The sequence below is a fragment of the Streptomyces sp. DI166 genome, from assembly GCF_900091315.1.
Taxonomy (GTDB): Bacteria; Actinomycetota; Actinomycetes; order Streptomycetales; family Streptomycetaceae; genus Streptomyces; species Streptomyces fuscus.
The window spans coordinates 58,919-81,285 of the sequence record NZ_FLSP01000021.1 but is presented as its reverse complement, the minus strand read 5'-3'; the positions used below and the strand labels follow the sequence as shown (position 1 = coordinate 81,285).

Sequence of the window (22,367 nt, the reverse complement as noted above, 5' to 3'; positions counted from 1 at the left end):
CCCGCGCATGCGGCTGCGGCTCACCGAGTTCCGGCCCAGAACCGGGCCGCACGAACACCGGGTGGTCCAGCCGCGCACGCCCCTGCGCCACACCTCCCTGACCGCCCCCGAGCCCATCGGGTTGCTGCTCGGCGACCACGACGGGCTGAACCGGCTGGCGGCGCTGTTCTCCTTCGCGGCCTACTCGCGGCACACGATCGTCCATGTGCCCCTGCGCGACGGCGTCCCGCCCGACGAGGGCCGGGGCGAGCGGGTCGACCTCGTCCTGGCCCACACCTCCTACGGCCTGCGCCCCAGCCAGTGGCCAGAACTGCGGCACAGGCTGCGGCAGGGGACGCCGCTCACGGCCCGCACCGACGAGGCACGCACCGCGCGGGACGCCAGGGCCTGGCAGGAAGCCACGTGGGACCGGGAGGACCTGCGGCACGTCACCCACGCGCGGACGCTGTTCCTCTTCGGCACCCGGGAGGCATTCGCCGATTCCGCCGTCGCGTGCGCCCACGCGGCGGGATTCGGGCCGCGGCACAAGCGAGTCGTCGAAGGGCACTCGGCGTTCATGAGCAGCCTGCCGCTGACCCAGCCGCCCGGGGGCGGGCACCCCTACGAGGTGCTGCTCTGCTTCAAGCCGTATCCGCCGTACGCCCACTTCCGTCGGCCGGGCCGGTCAGCCACCGGTCGATCCCGGCCAGCAGCCGGTCCTTGACGTCCTCCGGCGCCGCGGAGCCGCGGACCGACTGCCGGGCCAGTTCCGCCAGTTCCGCGTCCGTGAAGGAGTGGTGCCGGCGGGCGATGTCGTACTGGGCCGCCAGCCGGGAGCCGAACAGCAGCGGGTCGTCCGCGCCCAGGGCCAGCGGCACACCCGCCTCGAACAGCGTGCGCAGGGGGACGTCCTGAGGCTTCTCGTAGACGCCGAGGGCCACGTTGGAGGCCGGGCACACCTCGCAGGTGACGCCCCGGTCGGCCAGACGCTTGAGCAGCCGCGGGTCCTCCGCCGCCCGCACACCGTGGCCGATACGGTTCGCCTCCAGGTCGTCCAGACAGTCCCGGACCGAGGCCGGACCCGTCAGCTCGCCGCCGTGCGGCGCGGAGAGCAGCCCGCCGTCCCGTGCGATGGCGAACGCCCGGTCGAAGTCCCGTGCCATACCCCGCCGTTCGTCGTTGGAGAGCCCGAAGCCGATCACCCCGCGGTCCGCGTAGCGCACCGCCAGCCGGGCCAGCGTGCGGGCGTCCAGGGGGTGCTTCATCCTGTTCGCCGCGACCAGCACCCGCATCCCGAGCCCGGTGTCCCGGGAGGTCGTCTCGACCGCGTCCAGGATGATCTCCAGCGCCGGGATCAGCCCGCCGAGCCGGGGCGCGTACGACGTCGGGTCCACCTGGATCTCCAGCCAGCCCGAGCCGTCCTTCAGATCCTCCTCGGCCGCCTCGCGCACCAGGCGCTGGATGTCCTCGGGCTGGCGCAGGCACGAGCGCGCCGCGTCGTACAGCCGCTGGAAGCGGAACCAGCCCCGCTCGTCGGTCGCCCGCAGCTGTGGGGGCTCCCCGCTGATCAGGGCGTCCGAGAGCGCCTCCGGCAGGCGTACGCCGTACTTGTCGGCCAGTTCCAGAACGGTGCCGGGCCGCATCGACCCGGTGAAGTGCAGGTGCAGATGGGCCTTCGGCAGCTCAGAGACATCACGTACACGCTCCATCCCAGGATCCTGCCGTACGCAACCGCCGTCCCGGTACCGCTTTCCCCGTTCGTGGTCTTGCTCGCACAAAAGAACTGCGCGCACAAAAGAACGGGGCACCCGGGAGGTTCCCGGGTGCCCCGCACGCACGAAGGCGGCTACTTGGCCTCCGCCAGCAGCTTCTGGATCCGGCTCACACCCTCGACGAGGTCCTCGTCGCCGAGCGCGTACGACAGCCGCAGATAGCCCGGCGTGCCGAACGCCTCGCCCGGGACGACCGCGACCTCGGCCTGCTCCAGGATCAGTTCGGCCAGCTCGACGCTGGTCTGCGGGCGCTTGCCGCGGATCTCCTTGCCCAGCAGGGCCTTGACCGACGGGTACGCGTAGAACGCGCCCTCGGGCTCCGGGCAGACCACGCCGTCGATCTCGTTGAGCATCCGCACGATCGTCTTGCGGCGGCGGTCGAAGGCCTCGCGCATCTTCGCGACGGCCTCCAGGTCACCGGAGACGGCGGCGAGCGCGGCCACCTGCGCCACGTTGGAGACGTTCGACGTGGCGTGCGACTGGAGGTTGGTGGCGGCCTTGACGACGTCCTTCGGGCCGATGATCCAGCCGACCCGCCAGCCCGTCATGGCGTACGTCTTGGCGACACCGTTGACCACGACGCACTTGTCGCGCAGCTCGGGCAGCAGCCCCGGCAGGGAGACGGCGGCGGCGTCGCCGTAGACGAGGTGCTCGTAGATCTCGTCCGTCATCACCCACAGGCCGTGCTCGACCGCCCAGCGGCCGATCGCCTCGGTGTCGGCCTCGCTGTAGACGGCGCCGGTCGGGTTGGACGGCGACACGAACAGGACGACCTTGGTCTTCTCGGTGCGCGCGGCCTCCAGCTGCTCCACGGAGACGCGGTAGCCGGTGGTCTCGTCGGCGACGACCTCCACCGGGACACCGCCGGCCAGCCGGATCGACTCCGGGTACGTGGTCCAGTACGGCGCGGGGACGATGACCTCGTCGCCCGGGTCGAGGATCGCGGCGAACGCCTCGTAGATCGCCTGCTTGCCGCCGTTGGTGACCAGGATCTGCGACACGTCGGGCTCGTAGCCGGAGTCGCGCAGCGTCTTCGCGGCGATCGCGGCCTTCAGCTCGGGCAGACCGCCGGCCGGGGTGTAGCGGTGGTACTTGGGGTTCTTGCACGCCTCGATGGCGGCTTCGACGATGTAGTCCGGCGTCGGGAAGTCCGGCTCACCGGCGCCGAAGCCGATCACCGGTCGCCCGGCGGCCTTGAGGGCCTTGGCCTTGGCGTCCACGGCGAGGGTGGCGGACTCGGAGATCGCGCCGACTCGGGCGGAGACCCGGCGCTCGGTGGGAGGGGTAGCAGCGCTCATGGGACCCATCGTTCCAGACCCGAAATATCCCCGGCACACGGGTTTCACAGACTGAACAACGGCTGAACAACCGTCCGGATCCGGCCCGCGGGCTGGGTGATCTTTCATCTCCGGGGCTCCCACGGGCACTTTCTGTTCGACGGGGGGCCCAAGACCACGTACACTCTCACCTCGTTGGCCTTCAGCAGCCCGCACTCGCACGGTGCACACCGAGCACCCGTCCGGATGCGGTACGTTGGGGAGCACACAAAGGGTCGTAGCTCAATTGGTAGAGCACTGGTCTCCAAAACCAGCGGTTGGGGGTTCAAGTCCCTCCGGCCCTGCTACACACACCTTCGCCAGGATGTGTGCGCATGTACGTACAGCAATGCACCGCCGTGCGGCTCAGACCGGGCGCGGCACGGCCACGACCCGGAATCAGGTGAGGACGAGTGACGGACGCCGTGGGCTCCATCGACATGCCTGATGCCCAGGACGAGGCGCCAGATTCGAAGAAGAAGACCCGCAAGGGCGGTAAGCGCGCCAAGAAGGGCCCGCTGAAGCGCCTTGCCCTCTTCTACCGGCAGATTGTTGCCGAGCTCCGTAAGGTCGTCTGGCCGACGCGCAGCCAGCTGACGACTTACACGACCGTGGTGATTGTCTTCGTCGTCATCATGATCGGCCTGGTGACCGTGATTGACTATGGGCTCGACCACGCCGCCAAGTACGTCTTCGGCTGAGCAAGGAGCGAAGGGCGCCGCGGTTACCGGCGCCCCTTTTCGCATGTTCCACCCCTATGTATCCAGGAAGAAGCAGCCACCGTGTCTGACCAGAACCTGAACGACGCCATCGAGCCCGACGAGACTGTCGAAGGCGAGCTCGACAGCGTCGAGGGCGCGGACGAGGACCTGGACCAGGTCGAGGCTGCCGACGCCGAGACCGCCGAGGAAGAGGCGGAGGAGGCGGCCGCGGACGCCGAGGGCGAGGCCGAGGAGGCCGACGAGGAGCCGGCCGAGCCGGTGGACCCCGTCGCCGCCCTGCGCGAGGAACTGCGCACCCTGCCCGGCGAGTGGTACGTCATCCACACCTACGCCGGTTACGAGAACCGGGTGAAGACGAACCTTGAGCAGCGCGCCGTCTCGCTGAACGTCGAGGACTACATCTTCCAGGCCGAAGTGCCGCAGGAAGAGGTCGTCCAGATCAAGAACGGCGACCGCAAGACGATCAAGCAGAACAAGCTGCCGGGCTACGTCCTGGTCCGCATGGACCTCACCAACGAGTCCTGGGGCGTCGTCCGCAACACCCCCGGCGTCACCGGCTTCGTGGGCAACGCCTACGACCCGTACCCGCTGACCCTGGACGAGATCGTCAAGATGCTCGCCCCGGAGGCCGAGGAGAAGGCCGCCCGCGAGGCCGCCGAGGCCGAGGGCAAGCCTGCCCCGCAGCGCAAGGTCGAGGTCCAGGTGCTGGACTTCGAGGTCGGCGACTCGGTCACCGTCACCGACGGCCCGTTCGCCACGCTGCAGGCGACCATCAACGAGATCAACCCCGACTCCAAGAAGGTCAAGGGTCTGGTGGAGATCTTCGGTCGCGAGACCCCGGTCGAGCTGAGCTTCGACCAGATCCAGAAGAACTGACACCTTCTGGAACGACTGCTTCCGAGCAGGTCAGGCGGACGCTCGCGCGTTGCCTGACCTGCTCGGTTTTTGGCCGCGCATCCATACCCGTTATCGTTGTGCGGTATGCCTGCGTCCGGGTGGTCCCCGGAGGCGGGCAGGACCCGAATCGAAAGGACCCGGAGAGCTATGCCTCCCAAGAAGAAGAAGGTCACGGGGCTCATCAAGCTCCAGATCCAGGCCGGTGCCGCCAACCCGGCTCCGCCGGTCGGCCCCGCGCTGGGTCAGCACGGCGTGAACATCATGGAGTTCTGCAAGGCCTACAACGCCGCGACCGAGTCGCAGCGCGGTTGGGTCATCCCGGTGGAGATCACGGTCTACGAGGACCGCTCCTTCACCTTCATCACCAAGACTCCGCCGGCCGCCAAGATGATCCTCAAGGCCGCGGGCGTGGAGAAGGGCTCCGGCGAGCCGCACAAGACCAAGGTCGCCAAGATCACCGAGGCGCAGGTCCGCGAGATCGCCACCACCAAGATGCCCGACCTCAACGCCAACGACCTGGACGCCGCCGCGAAGATCATCGCCGGCACCGCCCGTTCCATGGGCATCACGGTCGAGGGCTGAACCCCAACCTTCCAGCAGTAGTGGCAGGGCCTGCTCGGCCCGGACCACAACTCCTAAGAACACCCCAGGAGCAGTAGTGAGCAAGCGCAGCAAGTCTCTCCGCGCTGCGGACGCCAAGGTCGACCGGGACAAGCTCTACGCCCCGCTCGAAGCCGTCCGTCTCGCCAAGGAGACCTCCACGACCAAGTTCGACGGCACCGTCGAGGTCGCCTTCCGTCTGGGTGTCGACCCGCGCAAGGCCGACCAGATGGTCCGTGGCACCGTGAACCTCCCGCACGGCACCGGTAAGACCGCCCGGGTCCTGGTCTTCGCGACCGGTGACCGTGCCGAGGCCGCTCGTGCCGCGGGCGCCGACATCGTCGGCGCCGACGAGCTCATCGACGAGGTGTCGAAGGGCCGTCTGGACTTCGACGCCGTCGTCGCCACCCCGGACCTCATGGGCAAGGTCGGCCGCCTCGGCCGCGTGCTCGGTCCCCGTGGTCTCATGCCGAACCCCAAGACCGGCACCGTGACCCCGGACGTCGTGAAGGCCGTCAACGACATCAAGGGCGGCAAGATCGAGTTCCGCGTCGACAAGCACTCGAACCTGCATTTCATCATCGGCAAGGTGTCCTTCGACGACACCAAGCTGGTGGAGAACTACGGCGCGGCCCTGGAGGAGATCCTCCGTCTGAAGCCGTCCGCCGCCAAGGGTCGCTACATCAAGAAGGCCGCCATCACCACCACGATGGGCCCCGGCATTCCGGTCGACCCGAACCGCACCCGCAACCTCCTCGTCGAGGAGGACCCGGCCGCCGTCTGAGCGCCCGAGGCCTGAACGGGCCCCGCACCTTTCGAGGTGCGGGGCCCGTTCCCGTTCTCCGGCCTTTCGCCGGTACGGAATTGAGACGACCGCTTCCCCCTTGATCGGCTAGGCTCGTGACTCTGTGTATCGCTCATACATTCCATTTCATGGGGGGAAATCAATGGGGACTTCCGTACGCCGCCACGCGCGCGTCCGCACCGTGGGCGCCGGCCTCGCCGCCGTGGCCCTCGCCGCGGGCGCGGTGAGCTGTTCCAGCGAGTCCAAGGGGGAGGGCGGGGAGTCCCCGAAGATGTCTCCCGCGGCCGCCGTCGCGAAGGCCGCGAAGAACTCCGACGACATCACGTCCCTGCGCTACCGCATGAAGGGCGAGGTGCCCGAGGAGGGCCGCATCAAGGCCGAGGCGTCCATGAGCATGAAGCCCGAGCTGGCGATGAGCATGAAGATGACGGCTCTCGACCAGGGCGCCGACGGCTCCGTGGAGATCCGGCTCGTCGACAAGGCCATGTACATCGGCGGCAACGCCGGGATGGCCAAGGAGATGGACGGCAAGAGCTGGATGAAGTTCGACCTGTCCGCGCTCGGGGCCGACGAACTCGGTGCCGCCCCCGGTGCCGACGCGGCCGAGCAGAACCCGGCCACCGAGTCCACCTTCCTCACCGGTGCCGAGGACGTGAAGGAGATCGGCACCGAGGAGGTCGACGGCGTCGAGACCACCCGCTACCGGGGCACCGTGACGCTCGACTCGCTGCGCGACTCCTTCAAGAAGGAGGACAAGGAGACGCGCGAGAAGCGCGAGAAGAGCCTCAAGCAGTACGAGAAGATGGGCATCGACGAGTTCACGATGGACATGTGGATCGACGGTGAGGACCACACCAAGCAGTTCCGGATGAAGGGGAAGGGCGACGACGGCCCGCTCGACCTGACCATCACCTTCCTGGACTACAACAAGCCCGTCACCGTCAAGGCGCCGCCCGCCAAGGACACCTTCGACCTGGCCGAGGCGATGAGCGAGCTGGAGAACAGCTGACGCGGCTGACGTACGCCCGGACCGGATTTGCTTGACCGCGATCCGGTCGCGTACTCTCCTACAGAAGCCAAAGACCGCTGGTCGTTGCCGTGCGCTCGCAAGAGGGCACGGTGGCCGAAGGATCCGCTGAACGGCGGACGACCCGCGCAGGTGACTGTGGAAGTTGCTCCCGCATGGTTCTCCATGACGGTCGAGCCACGCCCCGTGCGCCTGCGCCGGGGCGTTTCGTTTTACCCAGTCCTCCTTCGGGTCCGCGCGGTCCGAATCACCCGGAAGGAGGCCGAGGCTCTATGGCGAGGCCCGACAAGGCTGCCGCGGTTGCCGAGCTGACGGACAAGTTCCGCAGCTCCAACGCCGCCGTGCTGACCGAGTACCGCGGTCTCACCGTGGCGCAGCTCAAGACGCTGCGTCGTTCGCTCGGTGAGAACGCCCAGTACGCCGTGGTGAAGAACACGCTGACCAAGATTGCGGCCAACGAGGCCGGGATCACGCTGGACGACCAGCTCTTCGCTGGTCCGACGGCCGTCGCCTTCGTCACCGGTGACCCGGTGGAGTCGGCGAAGGGTCTTCGTGACTTCGCCAAGGAGAACCCGAATCTCATCATCAAGGGCGGTGTCCTTGACGGCAAGGCGCTGTCCGCCGATGAGATCAAGAAGCTTGCGGACCTTGAGTCCCGCGAGGTTCTGCTGTCCAAGCTGGCCGGTGCCTTCAAGGCGAAGCAGTCCCAGGCTGCCTCCGTCTTCCAGGCTCTGCCCTCGAAGCTCGTCCGCACCGTGGACGCGCTCCGTGCCAAGCAGGACGAGCAGGGCGGTGCCGAGTAATTCGGCTCGCACACTGGTCGCCGCGGCCTGATCGCGGGGGCCACAGCGGGCCGACGTACGCCCGCCTCACCCAGTACATCCGGCACCTGCCGATTTAGTGGAAGGACCGCCATCATGGCGAAGCTCAGCCAGGAAGACCTGCTCGCGCAGTTCGAGGAGATGACCCTCATCGAGCTCTCCGAGTTCGTGAAGGCGTTCGAGGAGAAGTTCGACGTCACCGCCGCCGCTGCCGCGCCGGTCGTCGTCGCCGGTGGTGCCGCTGGTGGCGCCGCCGCCGAGGCCGCTGAGGAGAAGGACGAGTTCGACGTCATCCTCACCGGCGCCGGCGACAAGAAGATCCAGGTCATCAAGGTCGTGCGTGAGCTGACCTCGCTCGGCCTGAAGGAGGCCAAGGACCTGGTCGACGGCACCCCGAAGCCGGTCCTGGAGAAGGTCAACAAGGAGGCCGCCGACAAGGCCGCCGAGGCCCTCAAGGGCGCCGGTGCCTCCGTCGAGGTCAAGTAAGACCTCACGGGTCCGCACGGACTCCATTGCGAGCTGATTACGGTCCCCTGAGGGGCTGTAACGCGAGCACACCGAAGAGCGATCATCCATCCGGGTGGTCGCTCTTCGTCGTTCCCGGGGGGCGGGCCGCGGTTCCCTTGCACCTCGGGTTCCGGGGGGTATGGTGATCTTCGTCGTGTCTCCGGCCGCCCCGGTTCTGCCAAGGGGGGCCTTGACGAACCGCACGCAGCGCGCAATTCTCAGGACGCGTCGTCACAACGGTCCGAATCCGAGGCATGGATCGACGACGAAGAGGGCAGTATCAACGTGCATCGAGGGCGGGCATGCCGAGGGCGTTGAGTACAACAAGGGTCGCGAAAAACCCGCACTGGACATCAGTGTGCCAAGTGGCTACACTGACCCTTTGCGCTGCCTGTTAGCTGTCCCCTGCCCGTCACCAGGGGCATGCCCTCACCTGAGCACAGACGACCGGACCATCCCTGACCTGGCCAAACAGCCAAAAGGGGAAACCTGTCCCTGTGTGCCGGAGAGGGGCCGGTACGCGCGTAGTGAGTCCGAGCCCTCGGAAGGACCCCCTCTTGGCCGCCTCGCGCACTGCCTCGACCGCGAATACGAACAACGGCGCCAGCACCGCCCCGCTGCGCATCTCCTTTGCAAAGATCAAGGAGCCCCTTGAGGTTCCCAACCTGCTCGCGCTGCAGACCGAGAGCTTTGACTGGCTGCTCGGGAACACCGCTTGGCAGAGTCGGGTCGAGGCGGCTCTGGAGTCAGGTCAGGACGTCCCCACCAAGTCCGGTCTGGAGGAGATCTTCGAGGAGATCTCTCCGATCGAGGACTTCTCCGGGTCGATGTCGCTGACCTTCCGCGACCACCGTTTCGAGCCGCCGAAGAACAGCATCGACGAGTGCAAGGAGCGCGACTTCACGTACGCCGCCCCGCTCTTCGTGACGGCGGAGTTCACCAACAACGAGACCGGCGAGATCAAGTCCCAGACGGTCTTCATGGGCGACTTCCCGCTCATGACCAACAAGGGCACCTTCGTCATCAACGGCACCGAGCGTGTCGTGGTGTCCCAGCTGGTCCGCTCGCCCGGCGTCTACTTCGACTCCTCCATCGACAAGACGTCCGACAAGGACATCTTCTCCGCCAAGATCATCCCGTCCCGGGGTGCCTGGCTGGAGATGGAGATCGACAAGCGCGACATGGTCGGTGTCCGTATCGACCGCAAGCGCAAGCAGTCCGTCACCGTCCTGCTCAAGGCGCTCGGCTGGACGACCGAGCAGATCCTTGAGGAGTTCGGCGAGTACGAGTCCATGCGCGCCACCCTGGAGAAGGACCACACCCAGGGCCAGGACGACGCGCTGCTCGACATCTACCGCAAGCTGCGTCCGGGCGAGCCCCCCACGCGTGAGGCCGCGCAGACGCTGCTGGAGAACCTGTACTTCAACCCCAAGCGCTACGACCTCGCCAAGGTCGGCCGCTACAAGGTCAACAAGAAGCTGGGTGCGGACGCCCCGCTGGACGCGGGCATCCTGACCGTCGAGGACATCATCTCGACGATCAAGTACCTGGTGAAGCTGCACGCGGGCGAGACCGAGACGGTCGGCGACAGCGGTCAGAGCATCGTCGTCGAGACCGACGACATCGACCACTTCGGCAACCGTCGTCTGCGCAGCGTCGGCGAGCTCATCCAGAACCAGGTCCGCACGGGTCTGGCCCGTATGGAGCGCGTCGTCCGCGAGCGCATGACCACGCAGGACGTCGAGGCGATCACGCCGCAGACCCTGATCAACATCCGGCCGGTCGTCGCCTCCATCAAGGAGTTCTTCGGCACCAGCCAGCTGTCGCAGTTCATGGACCAGAACAACCCGCTGTCGGGTCTCACCCACAAGCGCCGTCTGTCGGCTCTTGGCCCGGGTGGTCTCTCCCGTGAGCGGGCCGGCTTCGAGGTCCGTGACGTGCACCCCTCGCACTACGGCCGTATGTGCCCGATCGAGACGCCCGAAGGCCCGAACATCGGTCTGATCGGTTCGCTCGCCTCCTACGGCCGGGTCAACGCGTTCGGTTTCGTCGAGACGCCGTACCGCAAGGTCGTCGACGGCCAGGTCACCGACGAGGTGGACTACCTGACCGCCGACGAGGAGGACCGGTTCGTCATCGCGCAGGCCAACGCCACCCTCGGTGACGACATGCGCTTCGCCGAGGCCCGCGTGCTGGTCCGCCGCCGCGGCGGCGAGGTCGACTACGTCAGCCCCGAGGACGTCGACTACATGGACGTCTCGCCGCGCCAGATGGTGTCGGTCGCGACCGCCATGATCCCCTTCCTTGAGCACGACGACGCCAACCGTGCCCTCATGGGCGCGAACATGATGCGTCAGGCCGTGCCGCTGATTAAGTCCGAGGCGCCGCTCGTCGGCACCGGCATGGAGTACCGCTCCGCGGTCGACGCCGGCGACGTGGTCAAGGCCGAGAAGGCCGGTGTGGTCCAGGAGGTCTCCGCGGACTACATCACCACCGCCAACGACGACGGCACGTACATCACGTACCGCCTGGCCAAGTTCGCCCGCTCCAACCAGGGCACCTCGGTCAACCAGAAGGTCATCGTCAACGAGGGCGACCGCGTCATCGAGGGCCAGGTCCTCGCCGACGGTCCGGCCACCCAGAACGGCGAGATGGCGCTCGGCAAGAACCTGCTGGTCGCGTTCATGCCGTGGGAGGGCCACAACTACGAGGACGCGATCATCCTGTCGCAGCGCCTCGTGCAGGACGACGTCCTCTCCTCGATCCACATCGAGGAGCACGAGGTCGACGCCCGTGACACCAAGCTCGGCCCCGAGGAGATCACCCGGGACATCCCGAACGTCTCCGAGGAGGTCCTCGCCGACCTCGACGAGCGCGGCATCATCCGCATCGGTGCCGAGGTCATCGCCGGTGACATCCTCGTCGGCAAGGTCACCCCGAAGGGTGAGACCGAGCTGACCCCCGAGGAGCGCCTGCTGCGCGCGATCTTCGGTGAGAAGGCCCGTGAGGTCCGTGACACCTCGCTGAAGGTGCCGCACGGCGAGACCGGCAAGGTCATCGGTGTGCGCGTCTTCGACCGCGAGGAGGGCGACGAGCTGCCGCCGGGCGTGAACCAGCTGGTCCGCGTCTACGTCGCGCAGAAGCGCAAGATCACCGACGGTGACAAGCTCGCCGGCCGTCACGGCAACAAGGGCGTCATCTCGAAGATCCTGCCGATCGAGGACATGCCGTTCCTGGAGGACGGCACCCCGGTCGACATCATCCTCAACCCGCTCGGTGTGCCGTCCCGAATGAACCCGGGACAGGTGCTGGAGATCCACCTCGGCTGGCTCGCCAGCCAGGGCTGGGACGTCTCCGGCCTCGCCGACGAGTGGGCGCAGCGCCTGCAGGCGATCGGCGCGGACCGCGTGGAGCCGCGTACCAACGTGGCCACCCCGGTCTTCGACGGTGCCCGCGAGGACGAGCTCGCCGGTCTGCTGGAGCACACCGTCCCGAACCGCGACGGTGACCGCATGGTCCTGCCGTCCGGCAAGGCGCGGCTGTTCGACGGCCGCTCGGGTGAGCCGTTCCCGGACCCGATCTCGGTCGGCTACATGTACATCCTGAAGCTGCACCACCTGGTCGACGACAAGCTGCACGCCCGTTCGACCGGTCCGTACTCCATGATCACCCAGCAGCCGCTGGGTGGTAAGGCTCAGTTCGGTGGCCAGCGCTTCGGCGAGATGGAGGTGTGGGCGCTGGAGGCATACGGCGCCGCGTACGCCCTCCAGGAGCTGCTGACCATCAAGTCCGACGACGTCACCGGCCGCGTGAAGGTCTACGAGGCCATCGTCAAGGGCGAGAACATCCCCGAGCCCGGCATCCCCGAGTCCTTCAAGGTGCTCATCAAGGAGATGCAGTCCCTGTGCCTGAACGTGGAGGTGCTGTCCAGCGACGGTATGTCCATCGAAATGCGTGACACCGACGAGGATGTCTTCCGCGCTGCGGAGGAGCTCGGCATCGACCTGTCCCGGCGCGAGCCGAGCAGCGTCGAAGAGGTCTGACGGGAGTCCGGCGGCCTCACCCCATGAGGCCGCCGGCCCCTGGACCCCCGTATCAGACCCAAAGACTTACGACCCTGAGAGGGATTGACGCATAGTGCTCGACGTCAACTTCTTCGACGAGCTCCGGATCGGCCTGGCCACCGCTGACGACATCCGTCAGTGGAGCCACGGCGAGGTCAAGAAGCCCGAGACCATCAACTACCGCACGCTCAAGCCGGAAAAGGACGGGCTCTTCTGCGAGAAGATCTTCGGTCCCACCCGGGACTGGGAGTGCTACTGCGGCAAGTACAAGCGTGTCCGCTTCAAGGGCATCATCTGTGAGCGCTGCGGCGTCGAGGTGACCCGCGCCAAGGTGCGCCGCGAGCGGATGGGCCACATCGAGCTGGCCGCTCCCGTCACGCACATCTGGTACTTCAAGGGCGTTCCGTCGCGGCTGGGCTACCTGCTCGACCTCGCCCCGAAGGACCTGGAGAAGGTCATCTACTTCGCGGCGTACATGATCACGTACGTCGACGAGGAGCGCCGTACCCGCGACCTGCCCTCCCTGGAGGCGCATGTCTCGGTCGAGCGGCAGCAGATCGAGAACCGCCGGGACGCCGACCTTGAGGCCCGCGCCAAGAAGCTGGAGGCGGACCTCGCCGAGCTGGAGGCCGAGGGCGCCAAGGCCGATGTGCGCCGCAAGGTGCGCGAGGGTGCCGAGCGCGAGATGAAGCAGCTGCGCGACCGTGCACAGCGCGAGATCGACCGCCTGGACGAGGTGTGGACCCGGTTCAAGAACCTCAAGGTCCAGGACCTGGAGGGCGACGAGCTCCTCTACCGCGAGCTGCGTGACCGCTTCGGCACGTACTTCGACGGCTCGATGGGTGCCGCGGCGCTGCAGAAGCGCCTGGAGTCCTTCGACCTGGAGGAGGAGGCCGAGAAGCTCCGCGAGATCATCCGCACCGGCAAGGGCCAGAAGAAGACTCGTGCGCTGAAGCGGCTGAAGGTCGTGTCCGCGTTCCTGCAGACCTCCAACAGCCCCAAGGGCATGGTCCTGGACTGCGTCCCGGTCATCCCGCCGGACCTGCGTCCGATGGTGCAGCTGGACGGTGGCCGCTTCGCGACCTCCGACCTGAACGACCTGTACCGCCGGGTGATCAACCGGAACAACCGTCTGAAGAGGCTCCTCGACCTCGGCGCGCCCGAGATCATCGTCAACAACGAGAAGCGCATGCTTCAGGAGGCTGTTGACGCCCTCTTCGACAACGGCCGTCGCGGCCGTCCGGTCACCGGTCCCGGTAACCGCCCGCTGAAGTCCCTCAGCGACATGCTGAAGGGCAAGCAGGGCCGTTTCCGTCAGAACCTGCTCGGCAAGCGTGTGGACTACTCCGCGCGTTCCGTGATCGTCGTCGGTCCGCAGCTGAAGCTGCACCAGTGCGGTCTGCCGAAGGCGATGGCGCTGGAGCTGTTCAAGCCGTTCGTGATGAAGCGCCTGGTCGACCTGAACCACGCGCAGAACATCAAGAGCGCCAAGCGCATGGTGGAGCGCGGCCGCACGGTCGTGTACGACGTCCTCGAAGAGGTCATCGCCGAGCACCCGGTTCTGCTGAACCGTGCTCCCACCCTGCACCGCCTCGGCATCCAGGCCTTCGAGCCGCAGCTGGTCGAGGGCAAGGCCATCCAGATCCACCCGCTCGTCTGCACCGCGTTCAACGCGGACTTCGACGGTGACCAGATGGCCGTGCACCTGCCGCTGTCCGCGGAGGCGCAGGCCGAGGCCCGCATCCTGATGCTGTCCTCGAACAACATCCTCAAGCCCGCCGACGGCCGTCCGGTGACGATGCCGACCCAGGACATGGTCCTCGGTCTGTTCTTCCTCACCACCGACGGCGAGATGCGGGACATCAAGGGTGAGGACCGCTCCTTCTCCTCCGTCGCCGAGGCGATCATGGCCTTCGACGCGGGCGAGCTCTCGCTCCAGGCGAAGATCGACATCCGCTTCCCGGTCGGCACCATCCCGCCGCGCGGCTGGACCCCGCCGGCGCAGGAGGAGGGCGAGCCGGAGTGGCAGCAGGGTGACAGCTTCCGGCTGAAGACCACGCTGGGCCGCGCGCTCTTCAACGAGCTGCTGCCCGAGGACTACCCGTTCGTCGACTACGAGGTCGGCAAGAAGCAGCTCTCCGAGATCGTCAACGACCTCGCCGAGCGCTACCCGAAGGTCATCGTGGCGGCGACGCTCGACAACCTGAAGGCGGCCGGCTTCTACTGGGCGACCCGTTCCGGTGTCACCGTCGCCATCTCCGACGTCGTCGTTCCCGAGGCGAAGAAGGAGATCGTCAAGGGCTACGAGGCGCAGGACGAGAAGGTCCAGAAGCAGTACGAGCGCGGTCTGATCACCAAGGAAGAGCGCACTCAGGAGCTCATCGGCATCTGGACCAAGGCGACCAACGAGGTCGCCGAGGCGATGAACGACAACTTCCCGAAGACCAACCCGATCTTCATGATGGTGAACTCGGGTGCACGAGGCAACATGATGCAGATGCGTCAGATTGCCGGTATGCGTGGTCTGGTGTCGAACGCCAAGAACGAGACGATTCCGCGTCCCATCAAGGCGTCGTTCCGTGAGGGTCTGTCGGTGCTGGAGTACTTCATCTCCACGCACGGTGCCCGTAAGGGTCTGGCGGACACCGCCCTGCGTACCGCCGACTCGGGTTACCTGACCCGTCGTCTGGTGGACGTCTCGCAGGACGTCATCATCCGCGAGGAGGACTGCGGCACCGACCGCGGCCTCAAGCTGGAGATCGCCGAGCGCGGTGCGGACGGCGTGCTGCGCAAGGCGGACAACGTCGAGACCTCCGTGTACGCGCGCTGCCTCGCCGAGGACATCGTGGTCGACGGCAAGGTGCTGGCCCCGGCCGGTACCGACCTCGGCGACGTGCTCATCGACGAGCTGGTCCGGCACGGTGTCCAGACGGTCAAGACCCGCTCGGTCCTGACCTGCGAGTCCGCCGTCGGCACCTGCGCCATGTGCTACGGCCGCTCGCTGGCCACCGGCAAGCTGGTCGACATCGGTGAGGCGGTCGGCATCATCGCCGCCCAGTCCATCGGTGAGCCCGGTACCCAGCTGACGATGCGTACCTTCCACACCGGTGGTGTGGCCGGTGACGACATCACCCAGGGTCTGCCGCGTGTCGTCGAGCTCTTCGAGGCCCGTACCCCGAAGGGTGTCGCCCCGATCTCCGAGGCCTCCGGCCGCGTGCGGATCGAGGAGACCGAGAAGACCAAGAAGATCGTCGTCACCCCGGACGACGGCAGCGACGAGACGGCGTTCCCGATCTCCAAGCGTGCCAAGGTCCTGGTCGGCGAGGGCGACCACGTCGAGGTGGGCCAGCAGCTCACCATGGGTGCCACCAACCCGCACGACGTGCTGCGCATCCTGGGCCAGCGTGCCGTCCAGGTCCACCTGGTCGGCGAGGTCCAGAAGGTCTACAACTCGCAGGGTGTGTCGATCCACGACAAGCACATCGAGATCATCATCCGGCAGATGCTGCGCCGTGTGACGATCATCGAGTCCGGCGACGCCGAGCTGCTGCCCGGTGAGCTGGTCGAGCGCTCGAAGTTCGAGCAGGAGAACCGTCGTGTGGTCCAGGAGGGCGGTCACCCGGCCTCCGGTCGTCCGCAGCTCATGGGTATCACCAAGGCCTCGCTGGCCACGGAGTCCTGGCTGTCGGCGGCGTCCTTCCAGGAGACGACGCGAGTCCTCACGGACGCGGCGATCAACGCCAAGTCCGACTCGCTCATCGGCCTCAAGGAGAACGTCATCATCGGTAAGCTCATCCCGGCCGGTACGGGCCTGTCCCGCTACCGCAACATCCGGGTCGAGCCGACCGAGGAGGCCAAGGCCGCGATGTACTCGGCCGTCGGCTACGACGACATCGACTACTCGCCGTTCGGCACCGGCTCCGGCCAGGCCGTTCCGCTGGAGGACTACGACTACGGTCCGTACAACCAGTAAGCGAGCGTCCGCTTGAAGGGCGGTCACCCACACGGGTGGCCGCCCTTCGGCGTGTTCGAGCGGGGCGGTCGAGTGATCGAGCCGCGCTCCCGGCGGGGGCGCCGTGCGCCGCCCTGCCGCTGTGCGAGGTTGGCCGGACCAGCCGAGCGGAAGCGGAGACGACATGACGTCAGCGATGGCCCGGGTACTTCTCGCCGCGGCGGTGACGGCCGCGCTGGCGGCCACGGCGGCCTGCGGCGGTACGGAGTCGGGCGGGCAGCAGACCCGGGCCACGGGGGCTCAGCAGAGCGGGGCGACCTCCGACGCGGATCGGCTGGCGTCGGTCTTTCCGGGCAGCGACGGGGGCGGTTCGACCTCGGCGATCAAGCTGCCGCGGACCCAGCCGGGGGAGCCGGTGGCGGGGACCGTGCATATCGGGGGCGCCGAGAAGCCGGTCCAGTTGCAGGACATCACCTGGAACAGCTCGCAGGCCCAGGGTGAGATCAGCCAGTCGTGCGTCGGAGAGGTGCCGCCCGAGGGCTGCGACGTGGCGATCAAGGTCACCCCGACCCAACCGGGTCCGTACAGCGGCGAGTTGGGGTTCGCCATGGGTGACGGCTCCACCTTCACCGTCCCCGTGTCCGGCGAGGCCGTGGGGGAGACGGACCGGACCTCGGCGCCGCCCGCCCAGACGACCGACACCGGGCAGATCCCGAATACGGACGTACCGCCCACGGACGCGGTGCCGACGGGTGTGCCGACACAGGTCCCCAGCGGGTACGAGATCCCCTGAGCGCCGGCCCCTCAGTCCGCCCTGATCTCCAGCCACGTCGTGTTGTTGTCGGGCAGCACCACCAGATGGTGCTGGGCGTAGCTGGTCGATGCGTGGGAGACCAGGTAGAAGCGGGTCGGCGCCTTCGCGACGATCCTGAAACCCCGGTACACATAGCGGTACGGCTCGTTCCGGGCGCCGTGGTCCTCGAAGCGGATGCCCTGGGTGCTGTGCAGAAGGCGCACCCGGGAGTGGACCACGACGAACGGCGCACCCGGGTAGCCGCGGTCCGCATGGACGATGGCGTCACCGCGCCCCACGTCCGCCACATAGAGCGCCATCTCGTAGAACAGGCTCAGGGCCAGTACGCCGAGCAGCAGGGTGCCGCCCGCCAGCCAGCTCTGCTCGGTGCCGGGGGTCTGCCGGACGCGCAGCGGCGGGTTCTCGCTGAGGTGGAGCTGGACCCCGAACACGGCGAGCGTGGCGCCCGCGGCCACCGTCAGGGCGGGCAGGAACCGGCGCGGCCAGCCCGGCGGGAACACGGAGACCGTGTCGGTGACGAAGGTCGGGAAGCCGATGAGCACCAGTACGACACCGACCACCAGCAGCCAGACGACGACCCTGTGGCGCAGCACCGCCCGCTCCGGTCCGGCCAGGGCACGCCCCAGCCGGCCCAGCACCAGGAACACGACCAGACCGCCGCCCAGCAGCAGGCACACGGGGACGAAGATGCCGCTCGTGCTGTTGGAGACCACGCCCTGGATGGAGAACCCCAGATCCTCGGGAGGCACCCCGAGGGCGGTGTAGTACGCCTTCAGATAGATGCTGCCGAAGTAGTAGAGAAGGGCGAAGACGATCGTGCCGGGCGCCGCCACGAGTGCCACGTTCCGAGTGAACGTCGAGGTCGGGGAGTGCGGGGGCGTGGACTGAGTGGTCGGTCCCTGCGGCGCGGACATGATCCACAGTCTGTTGGCGGGGCGCCGCGCCCGCACCCGGAGCCGGTCTGTCGGGGGACAGACTCCGGGTTTTCTCGGGGGTGCGGGCTCTGTGCCGGGGAGGGCGGTTTGGCGCATGATGGGGGGAGTGCGAAAGGACGGGGGAGGTGGGTGCTCCATGACTCAGCCGTCGTGGCAGCAGTGGCAGCCGGGGCAGGAGGCGGGGGTGCCTCAACCGTGGAGCGGGGCGGGGGGCTTCGGCCAGGGCGGTATCGCGCCCAGGGGCGGGCCATCGATGCTCGCCTCGCACGCCGACCGGGAGCGTGCCGTGGATGTGCTGCGGGCCGGGTTCGCCGAAGGGCGGCTGGAGCAGCCGGAGTTCGAGAAGCGCGTGGCGCGGGCGTACGCGGCCCGGACGGTGGCGGAGCTGGGTCTGCTCGTCGCGGACCTGCCCAACGGCCCTGTGGCGTACCAGGGGCCGCCCGTGGTGTACGGCCCGGCGCACTACGTCCCCGTACCGCACCGCCCGACCAACGGGCAGGCCATCGCCTCGGCGGTCTGCGGGGTGCTGTGCCTGTTCAGCCTCGGGCTGACCGGCATACCGGCCATCGTCCTCGGGCACTCCGCGCGCGCCGAGATCCGGCGCACCGGTGAGGGCGGGGACGGGCTGGCGCTGACCGGTCTGGTGCTCGGCTGGATGTCCGCGGCGGGGTGGACGCTGATGCTGACCCTCGGGATCATCGCCGGAATCGCGGCGGGCTGAGGCGGGGGCCCGGCCCGTGCCCGCAGAGTCCCCCCTGCCGCACGACGCCGAGGGCGCGCGGGAAGATCAGCTTCCACCTGGGGGCTTGACATGCTCGGTCCGGTGATCCCCGGCGCGGTCCATTTGTTTTGACCGCAGCGAATGAGGTAGGTACGCTCAGACCTTGTGCCTGGGGTGTGCCCTGGCTCTCGTGCGTGCCTTCAGACCGCATGGCGAGCCTCCATCGGCCACCGTAATCTGCGCCCTTTTCGCCATGCGGCGGGAGTCTGCCGGATTCGACACACCCGACCGCGTGGGTCGGCAACGTTCCAGGTTAGCTGTACCCATCGGCACACAGAAACCGGAGAAGTAGTGCCTACGATCCAGCAGCTGGTCCGCAAGGGCCGGCAGGACAAGGTCGAAAAGAACAAGACGCCCGCACTTGAGGGTTCGCCTCAGCGGCGCGGCGTGTGCACGCGTGTGTTCACGACCACCCCGAAGAAGCCGAACTCGGCCCTGCGTAAGGTCGCGCGTGTGCGTCTGACCAGCGGGATCGAGGTCACCGCTTACATTCCGGGTGAGGGACACAACCTGCAGGAGCACTCCATCGTGCTCGTGCGTGGTGGCCGTGTGAAGGACCTGCCGGGTGTTCGCTACAAGATCATCCGCGGTTCCCTCGACACCCAGGGTGTCAAGAACCGCAAGCAGGCCCGCAGCCGCTACGGCGCCAAGAAGGAGAAGTAAGAATGCCTCGTAAGGGCCCCGCCCCGAAGCGCCCGGTCATCATCGACCCGGTCTACGGTTCTCCTCTGGTGACCTCCCTGATCAACAAGGTGCTGCTGAACGGCAAGCGCTCCACCGCCGAGCGCATCGTCTACGGCGCCATGGAGGGCCTGCGCGAGAAGACCGGCAACGACCCGGTCATCACGCTCAAGCGCGCTCTTGAGAACATCAAGCCGACCCTTGAGGTCAAGTCCCGCCGTGTCGGTGGCGCCACCTACCAGGTCCCGGTCGAGGTCAAGCCCGGCCGTGCCAACACCCTGGCGCTGCGCTGGCTGGTCGGTTACTCCCGCGCCCGTCGCGAGAAGACCATGACCGAGCGTCTGCTCAACGAGCTCCTCGACGCCTCCAACGGCCTCGGTGCCGCTGTGAAGAAGCGCGAGGACACGCACAAGATGGCCGAGTCCAACAAGGCCTTCGCGCACTACCGCTGGTAGTCGCAGACCCCATCGAGACCGAGAGAAGACTGAAGCCTTATGGCTACCACTTCGCTTGACCTGGCCAAGGTCCGCAACATCGGGATCATGGCCCACATCGACGCGGGCAAGACGACCACCACCGAGCGGATCCTGTTCTACACCGGCGTTTCGTACAAGATCGGTGAGGTCCACGACGGCGCCGCCACCATGGACTGGATGGAGCAGGAGCAGGAGCGTGGCATCACGATCACCTCTGCTGCCACCACCTGTCACTGGCCGCTGGAAGACGTCGACCACACCATCAACATCATCGACACGCCGGGCCACGTCGACTTCACCGTCGAGGTGGAGCGTTCGCTGCGTGTGCTCGACGGTGCCGTGACGGTGTTCGACGGCGTCGCCGGCGTTGAGCCCCAGTCCGAGACGGTGTGGCGTCAGGCGGACCGTTACCGCGTTCCGCGTATCTGCTTCGTCAACAAGCTGGACCGTACCGGCGCGGAGTTCCACCGCTGCGTCGACATGATCAGCGACCGTCTGGGTGCCCAGCCGCTCGTCATGCAGCTGCCGATCGGTGCCGAGGCCGACTTCAAGGGCGTCGTGGACCTGGTCCGCATGAAGGCCCTCGTCTGGTCCGCCGAGGCCACCAAGGGCGAGATGTACGACGTCGTCGACATCCCGGCCACGCACACCGAGGCCGCCGAGGAGTGGCGCGGCAAGCTGCTCGAAGCCGTCGCGGAGAACGACGAGGAGATCATGGAGCTGTACCTGGAGGGCGAGGAGCCCTCCGAGGAGCAGCTGTACGCGGCCATCCGCCGCATCACGATCGCCTCCGGCAAGTCCAGCGAGACCACGGTCACCCCGGTGTTCTGTGGTACCGCGTTCAAGAACAAGGGCGTTCAGCCCCTGCTCGACGCGGTGGTCCGCTACCTGCCCTCCCCGCTCGACATCGAGGCCATCGAGGGCCACGCGGTGAGCGACCCCGAAGAGGTCGTGAAGCGCAAGCCGTCCGACGAGGAGCCGCTGTCGGCGCTGGCGTTCAAGATCATGAGCGACCCGCACCTCGGCAAGCTCACCTTCGTCCGTGTGTACTCCGGCCGTCTGGAGTCCGGCACCTCGGTGCTGAACTCCGTGAAGGGCAAGAAGGAGCGCATCGGCAAGATCTACCGCATGCACGCGAACAAGCGTGAGGAGATCGCGTCGGTGGGCGCCGGCGACATCATCGCCGTCATGGGTCTGAAGCAGACCACGACCGGTGAGACGCTGTGCGACGACAAGCAGCCGGTGATCCTGGAGTCCATGGACTTCCCGGCGCCGGTCATCCAGGTCGCCATCGAGCCCAAGTCCAAGGGTGACCAGGAGAAGCTGGGTGTCGCCATCCAGCGTCTCGCGGAGGAGGACCCCTCCTTCCAGGTCCACTCGGACGAGGAGACCGGCCAGACCATCATCGGTGGTATGGGCGAGCTGCACCTTGAGGTGCTGGTCGACCGTATGCGCCGTGAGTTCAAGGTCGAGGCCAACGTCGGCAAGCCGCAGGTCGCGTACCGCGAGACGATCCGCAAGCCCGTCGAGCGCGTCGACTTCACGCACAAGAAGCAGACCGGTGGTACCGGTCAGTTCGCCAAGGTGCAGATCGGCATCGAGCCGCTCGAAGGCGGCGACGCGTCGTACGAGTTCGTGAACAAGGTGACCGGTGGTCGTATCCCGAAGGAGTACATCCCTTCGGTGGACGCCGGCTGCCAGGAGGCCATGCAGTTCGGCATCCTCGCGGGCTACGAGATGACCGGCGTGCGCGTCATCCTGCACGACGGTGCGTACCACGAGGTCGACTCCTCCGAGCTCGCGTTCAAGATCGCCGGTTCGCAGGCCTTCAAGGAGGCCGCGCGCAAGGCCAGCCCTGTGCTCCTTGAGCCGATGATGGCCGTCGAGGTCACCACGCCCGAGGACTACATGGGTGAGGTCATCGGCGACATCAACTCCCGCCGTGGTCAGATCCAGGCCATGGAGGAGCGGGCCGGTGCCCGCGTCGTGAAGGGCCTCGTGCCCCTCTCGGAGATGTTCGGCTACGTCGGCGACCTGCGCAGCAAGACGTCCGGCCGTGCCAGCTACTCCATGCAGTTCGACTCCTACGCCGAGGTTCCGCGGAACGTCGCCGAGGAGATCATCGCGAAGGCCAAGGGCGAGTAACGCTCCGCGTTCACACGCTTTAGGCTTGTCCTGTCCGCCGGGAGTTTTCGGACACCCGGTCTCCCGGCGGCGG

18 protein-coding genes and 1 tRNA gene are annotated in these 22,367 nt (G+C 67.5%); 16 read left to right on the top strand and 3 right to left on the bottom strand.

From position 1 onward, the window contains the following. Window positions 1-7 precede the first annotated feature (7 nt). The gene (locus tag GA0115233_RS13405) at window positions 8-703 is read left to right on the top strand and encodes a hypothetical protein (protein ID WP_093720409.1); all 696 of its coding nucleotides are present in this window, start codon (window positions 8-10) and stop codon (window positions 701-703) included. Here the strand turns inward: GA0115233_RS13405 and GA0115233_RS13400 are convergent. Further along, window positions 621-1,688: an adenosine deaminase gene (locus GA0115233_RS13400; RefSeq protein WP_093720408.1), complete on the bottom strand. Its 1,068-nt coding sequence runs from the start codon at window positions 1,686-1,688 to the stop codon at window positions 621-623. The genes GA0115233_RS13405 and GA0115233_RS13400 overlap by 83 nt on opposite strands. A 137-nt stretch (window positions 1,689-1,825) precedes the next feature. Continuing rightward, window positions 1,826-3,049 carry a pyridoxal phosphate-dependent aminotransferase gene (locus tag GA0115233_RS13395; RefSeq protein WP_093720407.1) on the bottom strand — a complete coding sequence of 408 codons (1,224 nt, stop codon included), beginning with the start codon at window positions 3,047-3,049 and terminating at the stop codon, window positions 1,826-1,828. A 250-nt stretch (window positions 3,050-3,299) separates the two neighbouring features. Between GA0115233_RS13395 and GA0115233_RS13390 the strand changes: the two genes are divergently transcribed. The 11 genes from GA0115233_RS13390 to GA0115233_RS13335 all read left to right on the top strand — a co-directional run bounded on the left by GA0115233_RS13390 (window position 3,300) and on the right by GA0115233_RS13335 (window position 17,255). Further along, window positions 3,300-3,372: transfer RNA gene (locus tag GA0115233_RS13390), tRNA-Trp, on the top strand. 108 nt (window positions 3,373-3,480) lie between these two features. Continuing rightward, window positions 3,481-3,768 (top strand): preprotein translocase subunit SecE, encoded by a 288-nt coding sequence (gene secE / locus GA0115233_RS13385; RefSeq protein WP_015658485.1) that lies wholly within the window; start codon window positions 3,481-3,483, stop codon window positions 3,766-3,768. Window positions 3,769-3,849: 81 nt separating this feature from the next. Then, entirely contained in the window at window positions 3,850-4,665 is an 816-nt protein-coding gene (nusG, locus tag GA0115233_RS13380) for a transcription termination/antitermination protein NusG (protein WP_093720406.1), read from the top strand. A gap of 168 nt (window positions 4,666-4,833) precedes the next feature. Beyond that, window positions 4,834-5,268 carry a 50S ribosomal protein L11 gene (gene rplK, locus GA0115233_RS13375; protein WP_028805116.1) on the top strand — a complete coding sequence of 145 codons (435 nt, stop codon included), beginning with the start codon at window positions 4,834-4,836 and terminating at the stop codon, window positions 5,266-5,268. Window positions 5,269-5,344: 76 nt separating this feature from the next. Next, window positions 5,345-6,070 (top strand): 50S ribosomal protein L1, encoded by a 726-nt coding sequence (rplA, locus tag GA0115233_RS13370; protein ID WP_093720405.1) that lies wholly within the window; start codon window positions 5,345-5,347, stop codon window positions 6,068-6,070. A 163-nt stretch (window positions 6,071-6,233) separates the two neighbouring features. Beyond that, complete coding sequence (locus tag GA0115233_RS13365) at window positions 6,234-7,100, top strand: DUF1396 domain-containing protein (protein ID WP_093720404.1); 867 nt, start codon at window positions 6,234-6,236, stop codon at window positions 7,098-7,100. Window positions 7,101-7,390: 290 nt separating this feature from the next. Further along, window positions 7,391-7,921 (top strand): 50S ribosomal protein L10, encoded by a 531-nt coding sequence (gene rplJ, locus GA0115233_RS13360; RefSeq protein WP_093720403.1) that lies wholly within the window; start codon window positions 7,391-7,393, stop codon window positions 7,919-7,921. 114 nt (window positions 7,922-8,035) lie between these two features. After that, complete coding sequence (gene rplL, locus GA0115233_RS13355; protein WP_093720402.1) at window positions 8,036-8,425, top strand: 50S ribosomal protein L7/L12; 390 nt, start codon at window positions 8,036-8,038, stop codon at window positions 8,423-8,425. Window positions 8,426-9,003: 578 nt separating this feature from the next. Beyond that, the gene (gene rpoB, locus GA0115233_RS13345; protein WP_093720400.1) at window positions 9,004-12,489 is read left to right on the top strand and encodes a DNA-directed RNA polymerase subunit beta; all 3,486 of its coding nucleotides are present in this window, start codon (window positions 9,004-9,006) and stop codon (window positions 12,487-12,489) included. 94 nt (window positions 12,490-12,583) lie between these two features. Continuing rightward, entirely contained in the window at window positions 12,584-16,483 is a 3,900-nt protein-coding gene (locus GA0115233_RS13340; protein WP_093720399.1) for a DNA-directed RNA polymerase subunit beta', read from the top strand. 163 nt (window positions 16,484-16,646) lie between these two features. Beyond that, entirely contained in the window at window positions 16,647-17,255 is a 609-nt protein-coding gene (locus GA0115233_RS13335; RefSeq protein WP_093720398.1) for a hypothetical protein, read from the top strand. An 11-nt stretch (window positions 17,256-17,266) separates the two neighbouring features. Here GA0115233_RS13335 and GA0115233_RS13330 read toward each other — a convergent pair whose 3' ends face one another. Continuing rightward, window positions 17,267-18,118: a hypothetical protein gene (locus GA0115233_RS13330; RefSeq protein WP_255310164.1), complete on the bottom strand. Its 852-nt coding sequence runs from the start codon at window positions 18,116-18,118 to the stop codon at window positions 17,267-17,269. Between the two features lie 229 nt (window positions 18,119-18,347). Between GA0115233_RS13330 and GA0115233_RS13325 the strand changes: the two genes are divergently transcribed. The 4 genes from GA0115233_RS13325 to fusA all read left to right on the top strand — a co-directional run bounded on the left by GA0115233_RS13325 (window position 18,348) and on the right by fusA (window position 22,294). Further along, on the top strand, window positions 18,348-18,932 hold the full coding sequence (locus GA0115233_RS13325) for a DUF1707 and DUF4190 domain-containing protein (RefSeq protein WP_093720396.1): 585 nt from the start codon (window positions 18,348-18,350) through the stop codon (window positions 18,930-18,932). A gap of 351 nt (window positions 18,933-19,283) precedes the next feature. After that, entirely contained in the window at window positions 19,284-19,655 is a 372-nt protein-coding gene (gene rpsL / locus GA0115233_RS13320; protein WP_003948652.1) for a 30S ribosomal protein S12, read from the top strand. Window positions 19,656-19,657: 2 nt separating this feature from the next. After that, window positions 19,658-20,128 carry a 30S ribosomal protein S7 gene (rpsG, locus tag GA0115233_RS13315; RefSeq protein WP_003998848.1) on the top strand — a complete coding sequence of 157 codons (471 nt, stop codon included), beginning with the start codon at window positions 19,658-19,660 and terminating at the stop codon, window positions 20,126-20,128. A 39-nt stretch (window positions 20,129-20,167) separates the two neighbouring features. Further along, a complete protein-coding gene (fusA, locus tag GA0115233_RS13310) occupies window positions 20,168-22,294 on the top strand; it encodes an elongation factor G (RefSeq protein WP_093720395.1) in 2,127 nt (708 codons plus the stop codon). Window positions 22,295-22,367 lie beyond the last annotated feature (73 nt).